Below are 22,004 nucleotides of genomic sequence, written 5' to 3'. Positions count from 1 at the left end.
CACAGAATTCTGCGTAGGGTTTGCCACAAGCACCTCATGGATTTATGCAAGAAGTCCGATATGTCTGTTTTTTAGTAATTTTAACTGAAGGCAACTCAAAAAAATTATGCAACTGCAACTCCAGTATTTCCTGTTATTAGCTGCGGCACTTTTCTGCATTGGGACTTACGGTTTAATTACCAGCCGAAATGCAGTGCGGGTGTTGATGTCGATCGAGTTGATGCTCAATGCAGTCAATCTCAACCTGATGGGTTTTTCCAACTATCTTGACCCCGTACAGATTAAAGGCCAAGTATTTACGGTGTTTGTACTCACGGTAGCGGCTGCTGAGGCTGCCGTCGGTTTGGCGATCGTCTTGGCGATTTACCGCAACCGCAACACCGTAGACATGGAAGAGTTTAATTTGCTGAAGTGGTAATTAGTAATTAGTCAGTAGTCAGTAGTCATTAGTCATTAGTCAACACTTAGGCAAGTTATATTCGTTACCAGGCAAGAGCCTGGTAACGCATACTCGGAGGGAGCATCTCAGTTTTGCATTTATAGTGCGAGCGTCCCCGCTCGCTCCTCCGTACAATACGCGAGCGGGGACGATCGCACTATACTCGCAACCAGTTAATTACTGTCTTTGCTTCTAGTAATTTCCAGAGTAATTCTGCCGCCAAAGTCAGGAATCGGAGCCGCCGGTTTTGAGAGTTGGAGCTTAACTTTTTCGACTAAATGCAGTTCTAAAAGCGCTTGAACAATAGTATCTGCCAGCCTTTCTATCAATAAAAACTTCGAGTCTTTGACTAGCCGTTGAATCAGAGAAATTGCACTTCGGTAATCGAGAGTCTGTTCAATATTATCGCTTTTGCCGGCTGGCGATAAATCTACCCAGAGAGTAACATCCACTTCAAACCACTGCCCCAATACTTGCTCTTCAGGTAAATAGCCCGTGTAGCCGTAGCAGCGAATTCCTGTAAGTTGAATAGAATCCATTGTGAAATAAACTAAAAGTGCACTACATATACTAATTTACATTGAACCATAGAAATTTCTCTGTCCTCTATTTCTCTGTCCTCTATTTCTCTGCGTTCTCTGCGTTCTCTGCGGTTCAATCACTCTTATTCTACCTTAAATATCAAAACTGCTCTCCCTTCTCCGACCTATCCAGAAAATCTTCAGCAACTTGATACCATTTCTTTCTAATTTCTGTATCTTCGGGCTTGTCTGTCAAGCTACGACCTTGTAATTCTGGATATTTATTGTAAAACAATTCATCCACTTTCTGATAAAATATGTCCGGCTCGATATTAAGATTTTTGCGGCGCTTACCAATTTGTTCTTGTCTAGCTACTTCTGCATCGAAAGATGTATCTGGAAATTTGGGAAGTTCTGGAATTTTAGGCATATCAGGTAGTTTTGGCAGTGTAAAACCAGATTTTACTATGCTAAAAGCTAGCATCCCCGGCAATAAAACCACACTTAAACTCCCTAGAGTTTTCCACGGAATTAACTTAAATTTGCTGGTATTGCTGTTAACAACTTGATTGTTTTGCACAACAGGAGGATTGTTATTGGTAGCTGTTTGAGTCCTTTGGTTGAAAGGGCGGCCGACAAAGTTCATTGTCACCATTTGGGAGATGATGCTGCCAATTTGGGATATTTTTGGGTCTTTGAGTGCTTCGCGGACTTCTTTTGCGGACTGGTAGCGATCGCCCGGTGGTTCTGCTAGCATCTTATCTAACACAGTTGCGAGGTTTGGACTGACTGTGACGTGCGATCGCCAATCCCAAATTTTGTTATGAATATCGTACAATTTCTGAGGCTTTTTGCCGCTTAGCAGCACTAAAGCCGTCACAGCTAAAGCGTACAAATCGCTAGCGGGAGTAACTTTTCCCAGTCGCATTTGTTCGGCGGGCGAATAACCTTGTTTGCCGATCGCAGTATCCGATTGTCCCCTAAACTGAAATAGGGCGGTTGCTGCGATTTGCTTGACTGAACCGAAGTCAATTAAAAATGGCAGTTTATCAGCAGTGTGCTGGATGATGTTGTCGGGGGAAACATCGCGGTGAATTAAATTGCGGGAATGAATGTATTCTAAAACGGGTAAAATTTGAAATAACAGTTGAGTAACTTCGGCTTCGGTAAAATTGTTACCTTGCTGTTGGCGAGATATAAGTATTTGTTCGTAGGTTTCGCCGGGGATGTAGTCTTGAACTAAAAATAAAGATGGATTACCGCCCAAATCGGTGCGAAGAAGTTCTCGAAAGCGGGGGATTTGCGGGTGTTGGAGGTTGTAAAGCATATTCGCTTCGCGATCGAACAATTCGGCCGCTTTGGGGCTTTGAACAACCGGGGAAAATTCTTTGAGCACGCAGTTTTCGCCGTAGCGATTGATATCTTCTGCGAGGTAAGTGCGCCCGAAGCCGCCGCGGCCCAATTCGCGGATGATGCGGTAGCGTTTTTCGAGGGTGGAACCAGGGGCGAGGAGGGATGAGTTAGACATAAACAACGGTAAATTGTTCGAGTTGAGGAGTCGCGGGGGACGGTATAGCTTATTGTAGCTAAGTTTTTTTGGCTGTGAGGGCAATCGATCCTGCAATATCAATGCTCTCTTCAATAGTTTTATCGATCGTTTGATGATGTAGACTCATCATCATCATCATTTGACTCTGACACATTTTCTTCCTGTTGCTGCTGTGACTCCATAAGCTCTGCAAGCAATTGCTTTAAATTCTTGTCAGGAGGACGCTTGGGAAACTCACTGTGTGTATATATCCATGTAAGCTTAATTACGCTTTGAGTACGATCGACTAAGTACATAAGTCTTCCCTGACGCGCCGCACCCTGTAAATTTGGCATATCAAAGTAATACTTTCGGAATTCCCATTCTTCCGGTTTGCTCAAACTTCCGGGCAATTTTTCAGCGAAAGAATCAGGAAGAAAAGGATTGCTACTTAAATTTTTGATGATTTGTGCAACAAAATCCTGAAAAACTTTCTTAGCTTTCTCACCCTTATAATGACGCTTCAGAAGCTCTTTGTAGGAACGCTTAAATTTATCAGATGGATTAATCCGAAACACTGCTCAGCCACTCACAAAACTCATCAGGTGTCATTGCAGGACGATCGCCCGATTTTGCCAAAGCTTCCTGCACAACTTCAACCATTGTTTGCTCGTAATCTGGGTGATCTCTTTCGATGGCTCCAAGTACAGCATTTTTTAGACGAATTAAGGCGTTGAAGTAGTCAGTCAGAACATCAGTTTCACCACGGATTAGCATCCAAGCTAGTGACAGCCTTGTTCTCAGAGAAGCGAAAAAACCTTGATTACCATCTTGATTGATAATTGAGGCATAAATCAGAGCTTTAAGCAACTCACGCTCCCCATCCGAAAAATCTTCCCACTTATTCTCTACTGCTGTTGCTAGAGCCTCTGTGTTTTGGGCGATCGATCGCAACCTTGACTGACTTACTGTATCCGGTTGGGATATTTGCCTAATTTCATAGGGGTTAATGGTAATTGCAGCGGACATTTTTTGCCTCCGGGCGCGATTACGAAGGGTATAGATTCAGTATAGCAGTGCGATCGATAATTTGTGAATAGGCAAATCGCGATCTGGGCGATCGCACTATTGTATTCTACAAATCGCGATGGGTAAATTCCTGAGCATCTTTCCCGACATAACTCGCAGCAATATGACCGTCTCCAACAACTCGATACTTATAGGTAATCAAACCCTCCAAACCAACCGGCCCGCGAGGCGGCATTTGCTGCGTGCTAATCCCCACTTCTGCACCGAAACCGTAGCGGAAACCGTCAGCAAATCGAGTCGAACAATTGTGATAAACTCCGGCTGCATCGACTTGATTTAAAAAAGTTTCGGCGGCTTCGCTGTCTTCGGTGACAATCACATCTGTATGTCTGGAACCGTAGGTGTTGATGTGGTTAATTGCTGCTTCTACAGAATCTACTATTTTGATTGACAAAATCAAATCGCTGTATTCTGTAGACCAATCTGTTTCTGTCGCTTCGGCAATATTTTCTAAGATGCCGCGAGTTGGTTCGTCTCCCCGCAATTCGACTTTTTTTTGCTGCAAAGCTTGGGCGACAGCGGGGAGGAAAATGGGAGCAATATCCCTGTGAACTAACAAGGTTTCAATGGCATTGCAGGCGGCTGGATACTGAGTTTTGGCATCGACAGAAATCTCTACGGCTTTCTGAATGTCCGCTGCTTTGTCTGCGTACAAATGACAAATTCCATCGGCGTGTCCTAACACGGGAATCCGGGTATTTTCCTGCACGAACCGCACGAAAGAATTAGAACCTCTGGGAATAATCAAATCTACGTATTCATCCATTTTCAGCAGTTCGATTGTTTCTTCCCGCGTGGTGAGCAACTGCACTGCTGCGGGATTAACGGCTGTTTCTGCTAATGCTTGATGGATGATTTTTGTCAAGGTTTCGCAGGAACGGACTGCTTCTTTGCCGCCTTTGAGAATAACGCCGTTGCCCGATTTGATTGCCAAGGATACTATCTGAATCAAGGCTTCTGGACGCGCTTCAAAAATAATCCCTAAAACGCCCAAAGGACAGGTTACGCGCTTTAGGATTAATCCTGCGTCCAATTCGCGATGAATTTGCACGGCACCGATCGGGTCTGGGAGTTTGGCAACATCTCGCACGCCCGCGATCGCACTTTTCAACTTGCTCTCATCCAATTTTAGGCGATCGTACAACGGTTTAGCAATCCCATCCGCCTCAGCAGCCTTGCAATCAGCAGCATTCGCCGCTAAAATATCCGCAGCAGCAGCTTCTAAAGCTTTAGCAATAGCCTCAATCGCTTGATTTTTAGCACCGGCGGACAAAACTGCCAATTTTCTAGCAGATGCGCGCGTTTTTTGGGCAATTTCAATAATCGACATAGCAGTAACTTTTAAATAGTTTTGATTGTTGAGTTTTGAGGTAGTAATTGAATTCGCCCAAATAAATTAGGCGGGCAGTTTTCCATCTTAACAAAATAGAGGAAATTATATATTTTTGTTGAGACTCCTTACCGCGATCCGTACTGACAGGTTAAAACAGTGAAGTATAGATAAAATCCCACCGCGATTACCATTTGTCAATAACCTTTGGAGATTATTATGCCATCTCAAGCTCCTTTACGCAAGGCAGGGCGATCGCCCAAAGCCGGCGTTAAACTGATACAGAAAACTGGCGGAAATCTCGTTTTAGCTTCCGGCGTCACCATCACCCTGCTGTTTGGTATGGTGTTGGCGCTATCCTTAGCCTCAGTTTTGATTCTCAACAGTCCCGATCCAGTTACCGGATTGGCGATCGCACTTCCCATAACTATAATTTTTAACATCGCAGCTTTTTTCCTATCGCCTTACTTGATGGACTTAACCCAAAATTGGCTTTACAATACTCGCTGGGTTTCCCTAGCAGAAATTGAAAGCCACAGTCCCGAAGCAGCGAAAGTTATTCAGAAGGTTTGCAAACAGAACAAACTGACTCAGCCGCGGTTAGGAATTATCGACGACCAAAACCCCACTGCTTTTACCTACGGTTCCTTTCCTAACAGTGCTCGGTTAGTCGTCAGTCAAGGTCTTTTTACCTATTTAGACGACGATGAAATTGCCACTGTTTACGCCCACGAACTCGGTCACATCGTTCACTGGGACTTTGCAGTTATGACCTTAGCTTCGACTTTAGTGCAGATCACTTACTTAATTTACACTACAGCTCAAAGGCTGGGTCGGAAGGGCGGCGACAAAGCTAAAGATGCGGCCGGTACTGTAGCTGCTGTTGCTTATTTATTTTACATCGCCGGTACTTATTTGTTGCTGTATTTGTCGCGGACGCGAGAATATTTTGCCGACCATTTTGCCGCCGAAACTACCGGAAATCCTAACGCTTTATCCCGCGCTTTGGTAAAAATTGCTTACGGTATTTTGGAAGAAGGACAAAGAGCGACGGAACCCAGTCGCTTGTTAGAAGGAACTCGCGCTTTAGGCATTTACGATGCCAAAGCTGCCACTTCTACCGGTACAGCTTACCGGATTGCGTCGGAACCGGAAAAAATTGGGCGAGTGTTTCTGTGGGATATGTTTAATCCTTGGGCTTGGTGGATGGAGTTGAATTCAACTCACCCGCTTACTGGTAAGCGAGTTCGCGCTTTGAGCACCTACGCCGAACAATTGGGCTTGGATGTTGAGTTTGACATGGGCCGGATTGTTGGGGAAGGCCACCATTTGAGCAAGCGGAAATTGTACGGCAATTTTGTGTTCGATTTGCTGCTGTACAGTGCGGAAACTCTGGGATTGGCGGTGGGTTTTGCGATCGGCATTTCGCTGTCTGCTGCGAATCCGATGATGATAGTTGCTTGTCCTTTCATCGGTTTGGGTGCGGGAATTTTGCTCAAAGCTTTGGTGATGTTTCCCAATTACGCACAAGCAGAACAATTGGATGTTTTAACCTTAATGTCTGACCCCTATGCAAGTCCTTTGCGCGGTCAACCTGCGAAACTAGAAGGCGAATTAATTGGTCGCGGCGATGCGGGTTATGCGTTTGGTTCCGATCTAAAACTGCAAGACAAAACGGGAATGATTTATCTACGCTATGCTTCTCGTTTTGGGCCGATTGGTAATTTTCTGTTTGGGATGAAACGGGTTAAAAGTTTGATTGGGATGGATGTTAGTGCTTTGGGTTGGTTCCGCCGGGGTGTCGCGCCTTGGATGGATTTGATTCGGCTTGAAAGCGATAGCGGTACGACGGTTAGCAGTTATCACCGTTTCTGGTCTTTTGTGATGGGGATTGGTGCGATCGCGATCGGTATTGCTTCTCTATTTGTCTTGTTTGCTGCTTAAGATTAGAAAGGACTGAAGCCCTCATTACGAGCCTAGTTTGTAGTGAGGACTTCAGTCCTCTTAAGTCAGGGTTAAGGACTAGAGCGTTAGTGTCAACTTAAGCAATATATGTAAGAAAGGGCGATCGCCCTACAGGATAGCTACGCTTCACACCCTGCGTGCAATCATCGCCCTTTGAGATGGTGGAAATGGATCGGATTGTCAGTGGAAACAGGGGGTGGGGTGACACGAGGGTTAAGCGAATATGCTTGGTGGGGCGATCGCTCTGGTTGGATAAAATTAGAATGGCGATCGCGCAACTCTTCCATTGAATTGAGACGAGTCTGCTGTGAGGGTACTGGTGAGCGATCGAGATAAATATGATAATATTAAGAAACGAACAATAAATTTGTGGAAAGAGTGTGAGAGAGTGATTCAGAATTTGATGAAAATGGCAATTTACCACCAGGAGTTCATTTTTGTGAATGGGAGGAGTTTAAGGAGAGATTTGGTACTAATTTCAAGAGAAATAACATGATAGATGGCTTGAAACTAGCAATGACTCAGTTAAAAGCAGCAGGTTGTAGGACTATTTATATTAATGGTAGTTTTGTTACCCTAGAACCAAACCCTAACGACTTTGATGCTTGTTACGATCGCGAAACTGTAGACATGGACGATCTGAGAGTTAATGCTCCTCGATTGTTCAATCATTACGATCGGAATGCCCAAAAAGCTAAGTATAGAGGGGAGATTTTTCCGTCAGACCAACCTGTAGGTAATTACGGAGATAATTCTTTTGAGTTTTTTCAAAAGGATAGAAAACACAGGAATAAAGGAATTATAGCGATTGATTTAATGAGGTGGGAACCATGATCAAAGATGAATTAGAGTATGAAGTCAGCAAAGAATGGGTTGAAAAATTCAACAAAACTATAGCAGCAATGGAGCGGGATGAAGAAGCAAAAAGAAAAGACTTTCTCAAATGGGACGCAGGTAGGGGTGCGATACAATGCCATTTGGATCAGTTACATGAAGAAATAGCGGAATATGAAAGATTGATTAATTGTGACAAGAGCGAACCGATCGAAATTGTAGTTGAGAATTTTAATAAACTGCCCGATGCTTTAATTAAAGCTCGGATCGCTGCAAAAATGAGCGAGAAAGAACTAGCTGAAATGCTAGAAATTGACGAACAGCGGATTAAGGAGCATGAGGCTAAAAATTATAGATATGCTAGTTTTTTAGAACTCCTTGATATTAGCTTTGCGTTGGGTGTAGAGTTTAAGATGGCTGTAGTGCAGGTGGATTTTGAGCAGATAGAGGAACTCAAAGAAAGTGCAAAGAAATGGCACGAACAAAGAATAAAAAGGGCAAGTAAAGTATCTTAAGAATATCTTCTTTTCAAAAGAAAGGGCTGAATAGATCGGGTTTGTTGGCTGTCAATTAAATGAGTAGGTGTGCGATCGCTCATCAGAAAAAAGAAATGGCGATCGCCCTTTTGTTTGCTGGGGCGATCGCCCTACAGGATAGCTACGCTTCACGCCTAGAGTGCAATCATCGCCCTTTGAAATGGTGGAAATGGATCGGATTGTCGGTGGAAAGAGAGGTTGGGGTGAGACGAGGGTTAAGCGAATATGCAAGAAAGGGCGATCGCTCAAGGGGAAAGCTACCAACTTGCACAACTATCACAATCGGAGTAAACTTAGCCTATGGACTTAGTTTTTTAAGAACATGGAAACTGTAAATATCGATCAAGCTAAGACAAATCTCTCCGGATTATTGTCGCGTGTGGAACTCGGAGAAGAAATTATTATTTCAAACGGATCTATCCCAATAGCGAAGTTGGTTCCGTTTCGTAATTCATCCAATCGACGAGCTAGTTTAGGGCAAGATCGAGGGAGATTTATTGTACCCGAGGACTTTAACGATCCTTTACCAAAAGAGATTTTGGCAGCATTCGAGGGGGATTAAAAGTGAAACTTTTGCTGGATACGCAGTGTTGGTTATGGTGGTTTGCCCAACCAGAGCGATTGAATGAGGAGGCGATCGCCCATATTGCCAAGGAAATGAATAAATTGTGGTTTTCTGTTGCTAGTATTTGGGAAATAGGTATAAAAAATGCGATCGGAAAGTTGCCGCTGCCAGAACCGATAGATAGCTACATTTCTAGTCGCATGGTACAGTTAGGTGTGCAGTATTTGGAAATTAGAGCGCCTCATGCTTTACGAGCGACTGCGTTACCATTACATCATCGAGATCCCTTTGATAGAATGCTGATTGCTCAGGCTCAAATTGAGGATATGACGCTTGTGAGTGCTGATTCAATGTTCAAGCAATACAGCGGTGTTTCGATTCTGGGCGCTGGCAATTAGTTTAGTAAGAATCGCCCTTTTGTTTGCTTGGGCGATCGCCCTACGGGATAGCTACGCTTCACGCCGTTGAGTGCAATCAGCGCTTTTTGAGATGGTGGAAATGGATCGGATTGTCGGTGGAAATAGAGGTTGGGGTGACACGAGGGTTAAGCGAATATGTAGGAAAGGGCGATCGCCTACGCACTACAAATCATCGATCGTCACTAAACCGCCTTCGGTGAACTGAATCACAAGTTCTCGATCGTCTAGCAGAGAAGTTCCTAGCAATGGTCGCCTTCCTGTAGCAATCACACGAACTTCCCGTTCTTCCCCGTCCCAGATGACAACCGCTTCATGGACTGGCAGTAAAACCTCGCTGTTATCTGCCAAATTTGCTGGAAGATCGAATATAAAAGGTAGCCTTAATAATGAAACGGCTTCTGGAGGCAAGCAAAGGTCTCCTGTGAATCCTGTATCGATGACAAATTCGATCGGTAAGGTTGAGCCGTTGGGGAGTATAAATGTCAAAGTGACGGTGACGTGTCTATCAGTCACAATACCCGAAATCATTTGTATACACGCTCCATAACTCCACCGAATGACACAGCTACATTGTATCCAATACGGATGCCGAATAGACGAGCATTGGGATGTTTTACTCCCAGGTTGCGGGCTGCTTTTAACCCAGTTTCATCTACTTCGTAGTCTCCTGATTCAAAGTCGATGATTACCATCTTCCCGATGTTTTCGTCTATCTCGACTTGTTCGCGGATGCTGTTTTCGTACAATTGTCTGGCGCGCCGTGCCACTTCTGCGCGGCTTAAAAGGATGGTTTGCATAGTCTCGCCTCGCGATCGCTACACTGATATTGTACCGCGGAGGGCGATCGCCCTACAGGATTAGCTACGCTTCACGCCCTTGAGTGCGATCGTCGCCCTTTGAGAGGGTGGAAATGGATCGGATTGTCAGTGGAAATAGAGGTTGGGGTGACACGAGGGTTAATGGAATATGTATGAAAGGGGGATGCGGCCGGCTTCGCCTACGCCCATCAGAGCGATCGATCGGATAAAATATTGACAAACAGCTAACCTGTATAATATTGAAGCGTTATATTAAATCTAAAGCTGATTCAGGGATGATTTATCTGATTCAATAGCGTGGGACTCAAGAGCAAATTGAAGAAATGCTAGAAATCCTTGGCAGTTATATTAAACTGGCAGTGGATATCGAACGGCGAATTCTGACAGGTGGTGGAGAACTTCACGCTGATTGCGAAGCTTTGTTGTTGGAAAACGGGAGCAAGCAGGTAGATATCTGAGAAGCAGACTGGTATCCGCTGACGCAAGAAGTAGGTTATGAATCTCTAATCAATATCCGTCCGCGTCAGAACAATCGCTCAATGGAAATTCAAGATCCGGTTATTCGCGAACTGGTTGCTCAAATCGTTCAACAGTTATTAGGAGGATTATGAGAGATTGGAATGCTTTAAAGGAACGCTATTTGCGAGACGAACTGCCCATCCGTTTGGGCAATTTAGCATCGAATTTGGCACGAATTAAATCTCGCTGTCAAAATTCAACTAATGGCGAACTGGTTGAAGGTTTGCTGCAAGAAAGTAAGATATTTATTGAGTGGACGGCTCTTGATGCAGAGGTAGAAATAGCCGCTGACTTAGTTGAATTACAAGTTCAGTTAGCTTGCTGGCAGTATCGTTGGACAAGGATTTGGGAGGATGCAGAACAACGAATGATGGTGGCCCAAGAAACAAAGATTTGGTCGGAGAAAGTGCTGAATATGTCCGGTTTGTTGGCTGTTAAATCGAATGCTGATTGCTCAGGCTCGGACATGAACCATTAGAAAATATTTACTTTAAAAAAATGACACAAATTACCACGACTGAATTACCTCAAACCCTCCAGACTCTATTTATAGAAGTCGAACGTACCAAAACCCCCCTCACCATCATCCATGAAGGAAAACCATTAGTGATTATCTATCCTGCTACTACCCAAACCCTACGCCCAGGATTTGGCACAATGAAAGGAAGTGGTGAAATATTAGGAGATTTAATTACTCCTGTCGCCGAACTGTGGGAGGTTTTAGAATGAAACTTTTACTCGATACCCACATTTGGCTTTGGTATTTACTCGGCGACGAACGCCTATCGCTGCAACTTCAAACGGCTATTTCCGATCCTAATACTGAACTTTGGCTCAGTCCAATTAGCATTTGGGAGACGCTCATTCTTGCAGAAAAAGGAAGGATATCTTTACAGCCAGATCCGGTTACATGGGTTAACTTAGCTTTGAAAACCTTGGAAACTCGTGAAGCCCCAATGAATAACGCTATTGCCATTTTAAGTCGCCAGATTGCACTACCTCATCAAGACCCCGGAGACCGATTTATTGCCGCCACAGCCATTTACTATGGGTTAAAATTAGCTACAGTTGATGCCAATCTTACAGGTAATTCGGTGGTACAAACACTCAGTTAGGCAATATTCTATATTTCTGTGGGCGATCGCCCTTTTGTTTGCTGGGGCGATCGACCTACAGGATTAGCTACGCTTCACGCCCCTGTGTGCGATCGTCGCCCTTTGAAATGGTGGAAATGGATCGGATTGTCAGTGGAAACAGAGGTTGGGTGACACGAGGATTAAGCGAATATGGAAGATGGGCGATCGCCATAAATGTCAGTCACCAGATTCATCAGCATAATTTTAAAATAGTTAATTAGACCGTGACAGACTTGGCAATTTTCGCAAGTAATCGCAACGCTTCATTTACAGAAGCTGAGTCTCGAAATATCTCTGCTACATCTGGATCGAGAATCACCACATTACTGGATTGCGTATAAGCTTCATAGTATTTGCCACGAACACCGCCTGAAAAATCATATTCAGGTCTTATCTCGTCATTGACTGTTTCTTCAGATTCCTGACTCATAGTTTCTTCTCTCCTGTCGGGTGGCTAAACGAGCACTGATTAAACGCACCTCACCTTCTTGTTCCGTGTGGGAAACAACCAAAAGACGTTGGAAGTTCGACTGACCTATCGTCAAAAGACGGATCTCACCTACGGAGTGGTCAGGGTCAGAAATTGTCATAGCCAGTGCATCTCCGAAGACAGTGACAGCCTCTTCAAAAGACACACCATGCTTTTTGGCATTGCTGCTGGCTTTGTTTGAGTCCCACTGAAACTTCATAGATATATTCTACTCTCAAGCGGCTTTAGGACGTGGGCAATTGCCCAGCTTACTGCTCTATTCTACTATCTAGGACGAAATGGTGAAAATAAAAAATGAATCGCCAAACTAAAACCTGATAAGTATTTGTGAGTTGAAATAAAAGTTAATATGGGGTGCGATCGCTCTTTGTTTGCTTGCTTGGGCGATCGCCCTACGGGATAGCTACGCTTCACGCCCTCTGTGCAATCATCGCCCTTTGAGATGATGGAAATGGCTCGGATTGTGGGTGGAGAAAGAGGTTGGGTGATACGAGGGTTAAGGGAATATGCTTGGTGGGGCGATCGCAATTCGTACAATCATCGCAGTGTTTGGTATTTGCTGTGAGGGGCGATCGCTATTTATGCGTAATTTGGCGCTCGGTAATAAGAGTGTCAACTAAGTCAAAGCAAACATCCTAGTCATATCAAAATCCTCTCCTAGTTACATAATTGCTAGAACAAATTCACCCTCATTGACAGATTGGTTAATCGAAACATGAAAAACCAATCCACATCTGTCTGAATGAATATTTTTAACGGTAGGGAACTCCTCTGACTTATCAAAGCTCAAAACTTGATAGAGAAGATCCCCCTGCTGAACCGAAGTGCCAAGAGCCACTCTGGATTGAACCATGCCACCTACAGGAGACCAGTATTTTTCAACTTGGCTTAAGGGTCTAAAACTCATATTGAGTTGCATTGATTTTTCTGGGGGCAGGCTTTTTATATTGAGAATTCCTTTTTGAACTAGGTAGTTCTTAACTCCGCAAACTCCCTTAGAAACTGAGTTTGGATTCATTTCCATTCCAGTACCCAGTTCTAGGGTGTATGCCTCTACATCAAATTTTATTTGTTTCCCTAATTTAGATAAGACGTTCTCTAGTGCCAGCCAAGGCTTCATAAACGCTTCGTCAAAAGCATCCCCATCATAATCATCAAACATGATGCCATATTCGAGTAAGAATAACTTTGCACTTTCTTCACGATCGCGGAAGTAATACAAATATTCCAGTCCATAATTAGTGTTACTGTGCAAATCGATCAAGTAGTCAGCATCTAAACAGAGAGATTGCACCTTATATCGATATTTATCGGTAAGTTGTACACTACTTGTGGCATCAATTTTGGATTGAAGCTTCCCAAAGCTAGTTTTAATTTTTTCCTGATAGTTCTGCTTAATGATATCTGGCTCAAGATTGAGTTGTGACTGGGCAAATTCTTCTAAATCCTGACAAACTTTTTTATAGTCCCAGTAGATTCGGTTCCAATCTTTGCCATCATAGGCATTGAATCGTCCTGTAGCAAACTGATGGGAACGCTGGTTTGTCGCTAATGGATTACAGACTGGAACCAGCCAAATTTCTCCCGTTAAGACTTCTGGTTCAAGAGTCATCAAAAACTCAATTAATTGATTAATGACAGCATTACCTACAATTTCATTGCCGTGTAAGTTAGCTTGTAGGTAAACTTTTTTGCCCCGTCTAGCACCAGAGAACTTATAGACCTTGATGGATAAATAATCGCCAGAAGCTAGTTGAAATAGGGGGATAGTATCAATTTTGGGAATCATAAGTTACCTCAGATTGTTGCTAGTATTAGTAAAGAGATTGGGAACCAGATGGGTTATCAATTAAGTTCCAATGTTTCAAATATCGAGTAAAAAACTGAACTGACTCGCGCCAGTATTGTAGCTCTGCAACCTGACTAAAAGAATATCTCTCACTAGACAGAATTTTGGGCGTTTGAATTTTCAATGATTTTAGCTAGTGATCTGACAAAGAATACAACTTCTTCTTGTGTGTTTTCCCTAGAAAAAGATAGCCTAAGAGTTGAATTTGCTACTAAAGGGTCAATTTGCAAGGCATTGAGAATCCTAGATTGTTTATGAGATTGACTACTACATGCAGATTTAGTAGAAACACAAATTCCTATATCAGATAACTCAGCTTCTAAAAAATCTGCAGAGTGACCAAGTATAGCTATAGAAAGTATATATGGAGATGACTTATCGGACGGAACAATTCTGCGATAAATAATTTTATGGTTGTCGAGTTCTTCGGTTACTTTTTTATTCAAGTTTGAAACGTATTGATAGCTAATATACTGGTCTTTCAAAACATCATCAAGAGCAGTTTTCAGCAAATGGACACCAATACTATTGTTAGTGCCAGGGCGGTAGCTGGATTCTTGTCCGCCTCCAAAAATTGTCGGAAGAATTCTATAACCTTCATTTAAGTAAAATAACCCAATACCTTTTGGGGCACCAAATTTGTGCCCAGATATAAAGAAAGAATCAACCTTGGATAAATCAATAGTAAAAGGTAGTTTGCCAACAGATTGAACTACATCTGTGAGAAATAATGTTTCTGGAGACTTCGATTTTACAATCTTTGCAAGCTTATTTATATCCTGATGTACACCTATCTCATTGTTGACAGACATAACTGAAACTAGAGCTGTTTTACTACTCAATAAACTATCAAGCTGATCGAAACAAATTTCACCATACCCATTAACTGGAAGAAAGTGAACCTGAAAGCCTAACGACTCCATTGCTTTAGCTGTATTTGCCACACATGGATGTTCTATTGGAGAAATAAGTATTTCATTCCTTGGAGATTTAGTTTGAAGCAAATACTTCGAGTAACCTTGAATTATTATATTAGATGCTTCTGTTGCTCCCGATGTAAAATAAATGCATGATGATTCACAATTTAGCATCTTTGCTATTTCTAAACGTCCTTCCTCTTGCAATTTGTAAGCTTCCTTTCCTAAGAAATGTTTACTGGATGAATTCCCGTATTGATTCTCTACTACATCATTAAATATATCCAAAACCTTATTAGAAAGCTTTGTTGTGGAAGCATTGTCAAAATAAATCATGAGAAAGTCCTATAGAAATTAGATAAATTTGATTTGTTGAAATGATCAGAGTAATCATCATTTTGTTGAAAAGTGTTATTGTTAATAAAAGAACATTCAACATCCTTCAAATTCTTAGATAATGTAAATTAAATGCATTTTCTATCAAAAAAATCAATAAAAGAAAAAGCAGAAATGACACCTCTTAAAACTTTTTCTCCTATCGCTTCATCATCTTTTCTACAGTAGATAGAAATATGATTGTAATTGTTATCAAAGTTTTGTAATAGCCCACAGTAACTACCTGGGCAGAGAATTCCTGAATACTTGTTGTAAACGTTAATCACTTTCATTTTTTTTATCCTTAGAAATGGAGCATTAAACAAATCTGATGGGTGTATCTCAATAGATTCATCTAACCACCAACTTCCTCCCATCTGAGAGTTTTCAGTTCTGCAATCAAACAGAAAAGCGTTTGTAAAGCCAAAAGTGTTTCCATCGCTACTAACTAAATATATACATTTAGAGTTATTAAAGGAGTTTTTAGCATCATCTCCAGATCTAATTCTCTTTTTGACCTTTTTTAGCTGACGAGTAAATAGATTACTGTTTTTAGATTGTAAAGTGATCAATGGAGGTTCAGTATAACCATACTGCAACAATAGATCAGAGTAGTCTTTAGGAAAAAACTTCGGTAATGTTTGCTCTGATATTAGGTTTCTTAGAACTGAGCGAGCGGATATATCTTTTATATACTTCCTAGTATCAGATAAACAGATATTTAATTGAATATCACAAACTCCATGATTTTCTAAATATTGTTTCAGTATTAACCCCATCTCTAAGGTTAATATCTCTGTTTCAGACGGCTTATTCTTACCAATAAAAAATCTTTCTCCGTCATAAAAAATTGGTGCGTGACCACAGTCAATTACTAGCTTCTTACCAATGAAATAATTAATAGTAGGTAAAAAACTTATCATCTTATCAATATATTTCATTTAGCAATCTCAAAAGTTTTCAGTTTATGATTTTTAAGCTATCAAGTAGTTTATGATGTATCTGACTAGCAAGATTATCAGTTACTTGAATTTCTCTCTCGGTAACCATTCCCCTGGTAGTGTTTTCATGAGCTTAATCCACCGATAAATAATAAATATTGAAATAGTTATCATTATCACTCCAAGATTTAGCTAGATAAAATCCACACTCTTTAGACAATTTTCTTATTCCCTCCATACTAAACTTGTAAGAACTTTCTGTGTAAATACTTTCACCGTCTATAAACTTAAATTTTCGATCTGCTACGGTAATAATTTGATCCTTTAAGCTCACTAAATGCATCTCAATTCTACTTTTTATGAGATTGAAAAAGGCATAGTGAGAGAAATTTCTCAAATCAAAATCAGCCCCCAGTTCTCTATTTATACGAGATAGAAGATTCATATTGAAAGCAGCAGTTACACCCTTTACATCATTATAGGCAGCATGAAGAATTTGCGGATCTTTTTTTATATCAACCCCAATTAGCATTCCACCACCTGAACCTACGATCGCTGCCGATCGCTTCAAAAGTTGTAGTACTTGCTCTGGTTCTAAGTTGCCCATGGTAGTGCCAGGGAAGAAGATCACTTTCTTGTTAAGAGAGGAGTGATCATAATCAGGAAGTAGCATTTCTGTCGTATAGTCTGCACAAACTGCTAGTACTTTTATATCTTGATATTTATCTGCAATCGTCTTGGATGCGGATAGCATATGCTCCCTTGAAATATCAACTGGCTTATATGCCAAAGGTTTCTTCAGTGAATCCAGAAGGAGGTAAATTTTTTGGCTACTACCACTGCCGTACTCGATGATGAGAGAGTTTTCTCCAATTTGATCGGCAATCTCTGAGCAATTCTCTTGCAAGATGCTAAATTCAGTTCGTGTCGGGTAGTACTCTTCTAACTCACAGATTTGATCAAAAATCTTGGAGCCATAGTCATCATAGAAGAATTTTGGCGGGATTTGTTTTTGTTGCTTGCTTAAGCCTGCTAAGACTTCATCTCGAAAATTGCTGATCTTAGGTTGCAAGTCATAAAAGCTAAAGTTATTCATAATTAAGCCACCTGAGCGAGAATACAGTGATTGAACCAAATATGAAATTGACGTTCATGAATCCTTAAAACCCAGGTCACTGCATCTTCTTCATTCAGGATTTTCATGTTGCAAGAATTTTCTAAGTATTCTCTAATTGAATCTTCTGGATTTAGATTTGAATGACCACCAAACCACTCTTGGCAGGGAGCGGTTTTGAGTTCCCAATCATAGGGATCTGTATGGAAGAAAAACCCACTTTGAGTAATGAATTGGCTGATTGAGTCGATCATTGTTCTCGGATCAGGAACACAATCAACGACATTTGCAACGCTAACAAGATCAAAACAATTACTGGAAAATGGAAGATTATACGCTGATGCCACTAAAAATTCGACCTTAGATTCTTCGGAAAAATTTAAATCGAGATTACGTCTATCAAAATTTACTCCTTGTCGATGTAAACGATACTGATTTAATGGAGTTGGTGAACCCAGTAAAACTCTTCTTGCGGTTAAAATAGCTTCAAAAGCAAGATCGATTCCGAAAACGATCCCGCTCATATTGGCGAGACGATAGGTTAACCCGCCAACGCTACAGCCAATGTCCAAGGAACGTCTTAACTGATGAGCATGGGACGAGATCATATTGATTGCTACTGAGTAGAAGTCACGAGTCTGATATGATTCCAGAAAAGTTATAAATGGATGATTTCGAGACAGAGTACTTCTCAAGTTATCGTAATGTGCAGCTAGATATATCTGCATAGCTTGAGAGTTTGTCCATTGAGGGATCGTACTTGTAGCTTCAGCGATGTCTAAGTTTTTTGAGCTAAAATAATCAAGCATTTCTTGACTAATATTTAGTCCTTGCTGAGTAGCAAGGCTTGTAATTTTAGTGAAATTTTGACTTATATAAGTTGCAAAATCTTTAACAACTATCGCAACCCCACAGATAATGGGATACTCAGTTTGACACCCTGTACATTGAAGTAGAGATTCCTCAATTTCATTACTTTCATCGGCTTGGTACTTAACTGGAACAGTATCAGTAGCAACAGAAAACTGACTGTAACAGATCGGACATTTGAGTTCTTCTAGTAACCAATTTCTCATCTGCTAAACCTAACCATTTCTTAGGAATGTTTGTAGAGTTGAAACTAGATGTTCAAGTTGAATACTTTGTTGTTCTCCGTTTGACATATCTCGGATCAGAGCCGTATTGCTCTCGAATTCTTCTTGCCCAATAATTACGACAAATGGAATCCCTTTCTTGTTGGCATATTTCATTTGTGTAGCAAGCTTTTTATCTTCTAGATACACCTCAGTATTGATACCAGCATTTCGCAGGAGTCCACCAATTCTCAGATAATCTTGTTGTCTATCCGTTTCGAGAGACATGACTAGAACGGATGTAACAGTTGGTTTTGATGGTTGAATGACTCCAAGTTCAAAGAGTTTAGGTAGAAGCCTTGTCAAGCCAATTGAGATTCCTACACCTGGATACTTTTTAGTAGCGAAATTAGCAGCCAAATTGTCATATCTGCCGCCACTACATATACTACCAATACCCGCCTGACCAGTGAGCCGTGTCTCGTATATTGTGCCAGTGTAGTAATCTAAACCACGTACCATTGAAAGATCGATACCGTAGTAGTCACTTGGAACTCCTAAGTTACCAATGCCTTCGAGAACTGCAATGAGTTCGTTCAAACCAGTTGCAAATTCTCCTTCAATATTCAAGGATTTGAGGTAGTCTATCAATTCATCGCTAGATGCTTTCTTTGAGAAAAACTCTAAAATAGAATTAACAGCAGTAGCACTTAAACCAGCTTTGGTTAAATCCTCAGTGACTTGAATAACTCCAACTTTCTCCAATGCATCAACAATACCGATGACAGTTGGCACGTCTACTTCATCAACGCCAACATGAGTTAAGAAGCCTTGCAGGATTTTTCTGTTGTTGATCCTGATCTGAAAATGCCCAATATTCAATTCCTTAAATATTTGATAAATGATAAAAGGCATTTCTGCATCATTCAGTAGTGACAATTCCTCGTCTCCGATAACATCAATGTCACACTGATAAAACTGTCTATAGCGACCTGCTTGAGCGCGTTCACCACGCCATACAGGTTGAATTTGATAACGCCGAAATGGAAAGGCAAGATCATTGGCGTGTTCTGCAACGTATCGAGCAAGGGGAACAGTGAGATCAAAATGTAGGGCTAAATCTGTAGCATCATCTCCTTCTTCAGCCTTTAGTCTGCGTAATCCATACACTTCCTTGCTGATGTTGCCTTTGGCAGTCGATAAGGTTTCAATGCGCTCAACTGCTGGTGTTTCGATAGGTACAGCACCAGCCCGTTCAAATCCTTTCTTGATAACATCAATTACCTGATTGAATGTGATCTGCTCTCCAGGCAAAAATTCGGGAAATCCAGAAATAGCCATTAGATCGATTCTCCCTTGTTTTGTTGTGTTGGTTGAATTCTTGGATCAAAGTAGTCATCTAAAGCCAGTTTTTCGATAAGAAACTGGGATGCTTCTCGACCTGTATATATACGATTCATTGGCATACATACATTTCTCACATGGGGTTTAGCCCACAGATGTGGAAGTTGTTCTGCTGTGCCACCCGTCCCGTAGATAGCAACAATATATTTGGGCATTTCATTATTTTTGATTATCGATTCATTAATTTTTTGAATGTGAGCGCACTCTGTTAACGTCCCTGCGCTACCACCAATCACTATCATTCCATCAATCAAAGATGTCCAAGTAGCACCTTCATCTCCCCATCGTGCTTCCCCGATCATGGGATCTACACAAATTGATAAATCAAGGAGTGAGGAATCGAGAGCATACTTTCTGCCCTTCCTAGGAAATACACCAATTGTTTTGAAACCATATTCTTTTGCTTTTTTAGTCGCTAATTCTGGAATACCACCCTCGGTTCCACCCGTCAAAATCGCTATTCTATAGCCCCGTAAAATTTTTAGAGCATCGGATATCAAGCGATCGTGAAAGGTGTTTCGGAAGGCTATATACTTTAACTGCAAATCATCATCTTCTGGAATACCTTGCAATTTATCATCAGCACCGCCAGAAAACCCAATAACTTTGTGAATACCCTGCTCTTTCAGGAAGGAGGCAACTTTCGATGCGTAGTCTTCCTTCCCAAGGATCTCAATTAACATCCTGAATCCTCACATGAAAAAACGACACATAACACTAAAAAAAACTTCAAAAAAAGATTAATGATTTTGCGATTGCGCCTCCACTGATATGAAAAACAATAAACGGGCTTATGCTCTTGTCATTATTCCTTAAAAGTAAAACTTTTGTCCAGTCCCAAAAAGTCCTATTTTGCCGACAACTTTCTCCTGCTTTCACTCTCTTTAAGTCTAGTTATGTACTAAAATATCTAAAAATATACTACAATGTCTAAAACTGTGCTATGGTATACAAAACTTTCCCATCCTCTTGAGCCGATGAATCTCAAAGAAATGTTAAACTTCGCCGATCGCATAATCTTCGAGAAAACGGGTCAGCACCTCGACGACTTACAGGAAGCGGTACTAAAAGGCACTTTAGAACGTGAGACATACAAGCACATAGCCAAAGAATTTGACTGTTCTGAAAGTAATGTGAGGCAAATCGGATCGGAATTATGGCAGATACTCTCAAAAGAGTTAGGAGAAAAGGTCAGTAAAACGAATTTTCGATCGGCAATGCAGAGGTTACAAAACTCTAATGTTTTAAACTTTGCACAAAACGTGACAGGTAGTTTCAACATCTGTGGAGAAGCTAGACACCCGCCAAACATACCAAATCCACACCCACCCAATCAAGAAACATCCCATCACGACTTAAGCGAAATGCCGCAACTAGGTGCTTTCTACGATCGCACCCCACAACTCCAAACCCTCAAAAACTGGATTATACAACAAAACAGCAGCCTCATAGCCCTCACCGGCATCAGCGGCATCGGCAAAACCACACTCGCAGTACAACTCATCCAACAAATCAAACACGAGTTTGAATGCGTCATTTGGTGCAACCTCGACACATCCCCCACCCTCCCGGAATTTGAAGCCAACCTAATCCAGTTTTTCTCCCAGTACCAAAAGCAAGACTCACCGACAACCAACCAGAAAGCATTACCCCTAATTAAATATTTACAAAAACATCGCTGCTTAGTAATCTTAGATGACATTCAAAACCTGTTCAGCAGCGGCGAATTAGCGGGAAAATATCAACCAGAATACGAAGAATATCGCTCTTTATTCAAAAAAATAGAAAAAATATCCCATCAAAGTTGCTTCCTGCTAATCGGTTGGGAACAACCCAGAGAACTTACTCAAATTAACAACCAAAATACACAAATTAATACGTTACAACTCAAAGGTTTAGACATCGCCGCCGGACGGGAAATCCTCAGAGATTATGGATTAGCAGACATCGACAACTACTCAGCACTGATTCACCGCTACCAAGGCAATCCCCTCTGGTTAAAAAGCGTCGCCACTCAGATGCAAGAGTTGGGCGGATGCGTCACAGAGTTATTATTAAATGATATTATAGCAATCCTAAATCATTTTCTATGTATAGGTGTACTGATGGATTTTTGGGAAATCAAATTTATGTTCGTTTGTG

The 22,004-nt window shown here is 41.5% G+C and carries 28 protein-coding genes and 2 pseudogenes; 13 read left to right on the top strand and 17 right to left on the bottom strand.

Going from position 1 to position 22,004, the window contains the following annotated elements; genetic code table 11:
• Positions 1-112 precede the first annotated feature (112 nt).
• Positions 113-418: an NADH-quinone oxidoreductase subunit NuoK gene (gene nuoK / locus QUB66_RS17470; RefSeq protein ID WP_332968895.1), complete on the top strand. Its 306-nt coding sequence runs from the start codon at positions 113-115 to the stop codon at positions 416-418.
• A gap of 194 nt (positions 419-612) precedes the next feature.
• On the opposite strand, the gene folB is transcribed toward nuoK, so the two are convergent.
• The 5 genes from folB to QUB66_RS17445 all read right to left on the bottom strand — a co-directional run bounded on the left by folB (position 613) and on the right by QUB66_RS17445 (position 4,907).
• Positions 613-978, bottom strand: coding sequence for a dihydroneopterin aldolase (folB, locus tag QUB66_RS17465; protein ID WP_332968850.1), 366 nt, complete (start codon positions 976-978; stop codon positions 613-615).
• A 142-nt stretch (positions 979-1,120) separates the two neighbouring features.
• A complete protein-coding gene (locus tag QUB66_RS17460) occupies positions 1,121-2,488 on the bottom strand; it encodes a serine/threonine-protein kinase (RefSeq protein WP_332968848.1) in 1,368 nt (455 codons plus the stop codon).
• A 119-nt stretch (positions 2,489-2,607) separates the two neighbouring features.
• On the bottom strand, positions 2,608-3,066 hold the full coding sequence (locus tag QUB66_RS17455; RefSeq protein WP_332968846.1) for a hypothetical protein: 459 nt from the start codon (positions 3,064-3,066) through the stop codon (positions 2,608-2,610).
• Positions 3,053-3,517 (bottom strand): hypothetical protein, encoded by a 465-nt coding sequence (locus tag QUB66_RS17450; protein ID WP_332968845.1) that lies wholly within the window; start codon positions 3,515-3,517, stop codon positions 3,053-3,055. Before QUB66_RS17450 ends, QUB66_RS17455 begins: the two co-directional genes overlap by 14 nt.
• Before the next feature lie 106 nt (positions 3,518-3,623).
• The gene (locus QUB66_RS17445) at positions 3,624-4,907 is read right to left on the bottom strand and encodes a glutamate-5-semialdehyde dehydrogenase (RefSeq protein ID WP_332968844.1); all 1,284 of its coding nucleotides are present in this window, start codon (positions 4,905-4,907) and stop codon (positions 3,624-3,626) included.
• Positions 4,908-5,126: 219 nt separating this feature from the next.
• Here QUB66_RS17445 and QUB66_RS17440 point away from each other — a divergent pair, with 219 nt between their 5' ends.
• From QUB66_RS17440 to QUB66_RS17410, 7 genes and pseudogenes are all read left to right on the top strand, one after another.
• Positions 5,127-6,851, top strand: a complete 1,725-nt coding sequence (locus QUB66_RS17440; protein WP_332968843.1) for a zinc metalloprotease HtpX — start codon at positions 5,127-5,129, stop codon at positions 6,849-6,851.
• A 222-nt stretch (positions 6,852-7,073) separates the two neighbouring features.
• Positions 7,074-7,208: a hypothetical protein gene (locus QUB66_RS17435; protein WP_332968842.1), complete on the top strand. Its 135-nt coding sequence runs from the start codon at positions 7,074-7,076 to the stop codon at positions 7,206-7,208.
• A 72-nt stretch (positions 7,209-7,280) separates the two neighbouring features.
• A pseudogene (locus QUB66_RS17430) lies at positions 7,281-7,706 on the top strand (DUF6932 family protein); the annotation flags it as partial.
• Positions 7,703-8,221 carry a DNA-binding protein gene (locus QUB66_RS17425; protein WP_265239674.1) on the top strand — a complete coding sequence of 173 codons (519 nt, stop codon included), beginning with the start codon at positions 7,703-7,705 and terminating at the stop codon, positions 8,219-8,221. The pseudogene QUB66_RS17430 and the gene QUB66_RS17425, both read left to right, overlap by 4 nt.
• A 59-nt stretch (positions 8,222-8,280) precedes the next feature.
• Positions 8,281-8,577 (top strand): hypothetical protein, encoded by a 297-nt coding sequence (locus tag QUB66_RS17420; protein WP_265239675.1) that lies wholly within the window; start codon positions 8,281-8,283, stop codon positions 8,575-8,577.
• The gene (locus tag QUB66_RS17415) at positions 8,565-8,804 is read left to right on the top strand and encodes a type II toxin-antitoxin system Phd/YefM family antitoxin (protein WP_265239676.1); all 240 of its coding nucleotides are present in this window, start codon (positions 8,565-8,567) and stop codon (positions 8,802-8,804) included. Before QUB66_RS17420 ends, QUB66_RS17415 begins: the two co-directional genes overlap by 13 nt.
• 2 nt (positions 8,805-8,806) lie before the next feature.
• Positions 8,807-9,205, top strand: coding sequence for a type II toxin-antitoxin system VapC family toxin (locus QUB66_RS17410; RefSeq protein WP_332968841.1), 399 nt, complete (start codon positions 8,807-8,809; stop codon positions 9,203-9,205).
• 183 nt (positions 9,206-9,388) lie between these two features.
• Here the strand turns inward: QUB66_RS17410 and QUB66_RS17405 are convergent, their stop codons facing one another.
• Positions 9,389-9,754, bottom strand: coding sequence for a clan AA aspartic protease (locus QUB66_RS17405; protein ID WP_332968840.1), 366 nt, complete (start codon positions 9,752-9,754; stop codon positions 9,389-9,391).
• On the bottom strand, positions 9,751-10,023 hold the full coding sequence (locus tag QUB66_RS17400) for a hypothetical protein (RefSeq protein WP_332968839.1): 273 nt from the start codon (positions 10,021-10,023) through the stop codon (positions 9,751-9,753). Before QUB66_RS17400 ends, QUB66_RS17405 begins: the two co-directional genes overlap by 4 nt.
• Positions 10,024-10,358: 335 nt before the next feature.
• On the opposite strand from QUB66_RS17400, the pseudogene QUB66_RS17395 reads away from it, so the two are divergent.
• The 4 genes and pseudogenes from QUB66_RS17395 (at position 10,359) to QUB66_RS17380 (ending at position 11,678) form a co-directional block, all read left to right on the top strand.
• Positions 10,359-10,655: pseudogene (locus tag QUB66_RS17395) on the top strand (DUF5674 family protein).
• Complete coding sequence (locus QUB66_RS17390) at positions 10,652-11,041, top strand: hypothetical protein (RefSeq protein ID WP_332968837.1); 390 nt, start codon at positions 10,652-10,654, stop codon at positions 11,039-11,041. Before QUB66_RS17395 ends, QUB66_RS17390 begins: the two are co-directional and overlap by 4 nt.
• A 20-nt stretch (positions 11,042-11,061) precedes the next feature.
• Complete coding sequence (locus QUB66_RS17385) at positions 11,062-11,292, top strand: type II toxin-antitoxin system Phd/YefM family antitoxin (protein WP_332968836.1); 231 nt, start codon at positions 11,062-11,064, stop codon at positions 11,290-11,292.
• The gene (locus QUB66_RS17380; protein ID WP_332968835.1) at positions 11,289-11,678 is read left to right on the top strand and encodes a type II toxin-antitoxin system VapC family toxin; all 390 of its coding nucleotides are present in this window, start codon (positions 11,289-11,291) and stop codon (positions 11,676-11,678) included. The genes QUB66_RS17385 and QUB66_RS17380 overlap by 4 nt, the downstream gene beginning before the upstream one ends.
• Positions 11,679-11,916: 238 nt before the next feature.
• Here QUB66_RS17380 and QUB66_RS17375 read toward each other — a convergent pair whose 3' ends face one another.
• The 10 genes from QUB66_RS17375 to QUB66_RS17330 form a co-directional block, all read right to left on the bottom strand.
• On the bottom strand, positions 11,917-12,129 hold the full coding sequence (locus tag QUB66_RS17375) for a hypothetical protein (protein ID WP_332968833.1): 213 nt from the start codon (positions 12,127-12,129) through the stop codon (positions 11,917-11,919).
• The gene (locus tag QUB66_RS17370; protein WP_332968831.1) at positions 12,113-12,388 is read right to left on the bottom strand and encodes a BrnT family toxin; all 276 of its coding nucleotides are present in this window, start codon (positions 12,386-12,388) and stop codon (positions 12,113-12,115) included. The genes QUB66_RS17375 and QUB66_RS17370 overlap by 17 nt, the downstream gene beginning before the upstream one ends.
• A 65-nt stretch (positions 12,389-12,453) precedes the next feature.
• Positions 12,454-12,726 carry a hypothetical protein gene (locus QUB66_RS17365; protein WP_332968829.1) on the bottom strand — a complete coding sequence of 91 codons (273 nt, stop codon included), beginning with the start codon at positions 12,724-12,726 and terminating at the stop codon, positions 12,454-12,456.
• Positions 12,727-12,850: 124 nt separating this feature from the next.
• The gene (locus QUB66_RS17360; RefSeq protein ID WP_332968828.1) at positions 12,851-13,978 is read right to left on the bottom strand and encodes a succinylglutamate desuccinylase/aspartoacylase family protein; all 1,128 of its coding nucleotides are present in this window, start codon (positions 13,976-13,978) and stop codon (positions 12,851-12,853) included.
• Between the two features lie 152 nt (positions 13,979-14,130).
• Complete coding sequence (locus QUB66_RS17355) at positions 14,131-15,291, bottom strand: cysteine desulfurase family protein (protein WP_332968827.1); 1,161 nt, start codon at positions 15,289-15,291, stop codon at positions 14,131-14,133.
• A 128-nt stretch (positions 15,292-15,419) separates the two neighbouring features.
• Positions 15,420-16,271: a hypothetical protein gene (locus QUB66_RS17350; RefSeq protein WP_332968826.1), complete on the bottom strand. Its 852-nt coding sequence runs from the start codon at positions 16,269-16,271 to the stop codon at positions 15,420-15,422.
• Between the two features lie 133 nt (positions 16,272-16,404).
• Positions 16,405-17,367 (bottom strand): L-histidine N(alpha)-methyltransferase, encoded by a 963-nt coding sequence (egtD, locus tag QUB66_RS17345; RefSeq protein WP_332968825.1) that lies wholly within the window; start codon positions 17,365-17,367, stop codon positions 16,405-16,407.
• A gap of 2 nt (positions 17,368-17,369) precedes the next feature.
• Positions 17,370-18,461, bottom strand: coding sequence for a class I SAM-dependent methyltransferase (locus QUB66_RS17340; protein ID WP_332968823.1), 1,092 nt, complete (start codon positions 18,459-18,461; stop codon positions 17,370-17,372).
• Between the two features lie 9 nt (positions 18,462-18,470).
• The gene (gene hisS, locus QUB66_RS17335; RefSeq protein WP_332968822.1) at positions 18,471-19,799 is read right to left on the bottom strand and encodes a histidine--tRNA ligase; all 1,329 of its coding nucleotides are present in this window, start codon (positions 19,797-19,799) and stop codon (positions 18,471-18,473) included.
• Positions 19,799-20,545: a hypothetical protein gene (locus QUB66_RS17330; protein WP_332968820.1), complete on the bottom strand. Its 747-nt coding sequence runs from the start codon at positions 20,543-20,545 to the stop codon at positions 19,799-19,801. The genes hisS and QUB66_RS17330 overlap by 1 nt, the downstream gene beginning before the upstream one ends.
• 243 nt (positions 20,546-20,788) lie before the next feature.
• Between QUB66_RS17330 and QUB66_RS17325 the strand changes: the two genes are divergently transcribed.
• The coding region (locus QUB66_RS17325; protein ID WP_332968819.1) for an NB-ARC domain-containing protein at positions 20,789-22,004 on the top strand (1,216 nt) is incomplete at its 3' end.

This window comes from Microcoleus sp. A2-C3, from assembly GCF_036706065.1.
Taxonomy (GTDB): Bacteria; Cyanobacteriota; Cyanobacteriia; order Cyanobacteriales; family Microcoleaceae; genus Microcoleus.
The sequence above is the reverse complement of the archived record's forward strand: the minus strand, read 5'-3'. Positions and strand labels throughout refer to the sequence as shown.

Coding starts and splice junctions, on each gene's coding strand:
- folB (WP_332968850.1), bottom strand. CDS start 978: ATGGATTCTATTCAACTTACAGGAATTCGCTGCTACGGCTACACGGGC.
- QUB66_RS17460 (WP_332968848.1), bottom strand. CDS start 2,488: ATGTCTAACTCATCCCTCCTCGCCCCTGGTTCCACCCTCGAAAAACGC.
- QUB66_RS17450 (WP_332968845.1), bottom strand. CDS start 3,517: ATGTCCGCTGCAATTACCATTAACCCCTATGAAATTAGGCAAATATCC.
- QUB66_RS17445 (WP_332968844.1), bottom strand. CDS start 4,907: ATGTCGATTATTGAAATTGCCCAAAAAACGCGCGCATCTGCTAGAAAA.
- QUB66_RS17440 (WP_332968843.1), top strand. CDS start 5,127: ATGCCATCTCAAGCTCCTTTACGCAAGGCAGGGCGATCGCCCAAAGCC.
- QUB66_RS17425 (WP_265239674.1), top strand. CDS start 7,703: ATGATCAAAGATGAATTAGAGTATGAAGTCAGCAAAGAATGGGTTGAA.
- QUB66_RS17420 (WP_265239675.1), top strand. CDS start 8,281: ATGAGTAGGTGTGCGATCGCTCATCAGAAAAAAGAAATGGCGATCGCC.
- QUB66_RS17415 (WP_265239676.1), top strand. CDS start 8,565: ATGGAAACTGTAAATATCGATCAAGCTAAGACAAATCTCTCCGGATTA.
- QUB66_RS17405 (WP_332968840.1), bottom strand. CDS start 9,754: ATGATTTCGGGTATTGTGACTGATAGACACGTCACCGTCACTTTGACA.
- QUB66_RS17400 (WP_332968839.1), bottom strand. CDS start 10,023: ATGCAAACCATCCTTTTAAGCCGCGCAGAAGTGGCACGGCGCGCCAGA.
- QUB66_RS17390 (WP_332968837.1), top strand. CDS start 10,652: ATGAGAGATTGGAATGCTTTAAAGGAACGCTATTTGCGAGACGAACTG.
- QUB66_RS17385 (WP_332968836.1), top strand. CDS start 11,062: ATGACACAAATTACCACGACTGAATTACCTCAAACCCTCCAGACTCTA.
- QUB66_RS17380 (WP_332968835.1), top strand. CDS start 11,289: ATGAAACTTTTACTCGATACCCACATTTGGCTTTGGTATTTACTCGGC.
- QUB66_RS17375 (WP_332968833.1), bottom strand. CDS start 12,129: ATGAGTCAGGAATCTGAAGAAACAGTCAATGACGAGATAAGACCTGAA.
- QUB66_RS17370 (WP_332968831.1), bottom strand. CDS start 12,388: ATGAAGTTTCAGTGGGACTCAAACAAAGCCAGCAGCAATGCCAAAAAG.
- QUB66_RS17360 (WP_332968828.1), bottom strand. CDS start 13,978: ATGATTCCCAAAATTGATACTATCCCCCTATTTCAACTAGCTTCTGGC.
- QUB66_RS17355 (WP_332968827.1), bottom strand. CDS start 15,291: ATGATTTATTTTGACAATGCTTCCACAACAAAGCTTTCTAATAAGGTT.
- QUB66_RS17350 (WP_332968826.1), bottom strand. CDS start 16,271: ATGAAATATATTGATAAGATGATAAGTTTTTTACCTACTATTAATTAT.
- egtD (WP_332968825.1), bottom strand. CDS start 17,367: ATGAATAACTTTAGCTTTTATGACTTGCAACCTAAGATCAGCAATTTT.
- QUB66_RS17340 (WP_332968823.1), bottom strand. CDS start 18,461: ATGAGAAATTGGTTACTAGAAGAACTCAAATGTCCGATCTGTTACAGT.
- hisS (WP_332968822.1), bottom strand. CDS start 19,799: ATGGCTATTTCTGGATTTCCCGAATTTTTGCCTGGAGAGCAGATCACA.
- QUB66_RS17330 (WP_332968820.1), bottom strand. CDS start 20,545: ATGTTAATTGAGATCCTTGGGAAGGAAGACTACGCATCGAAAGTTGCC.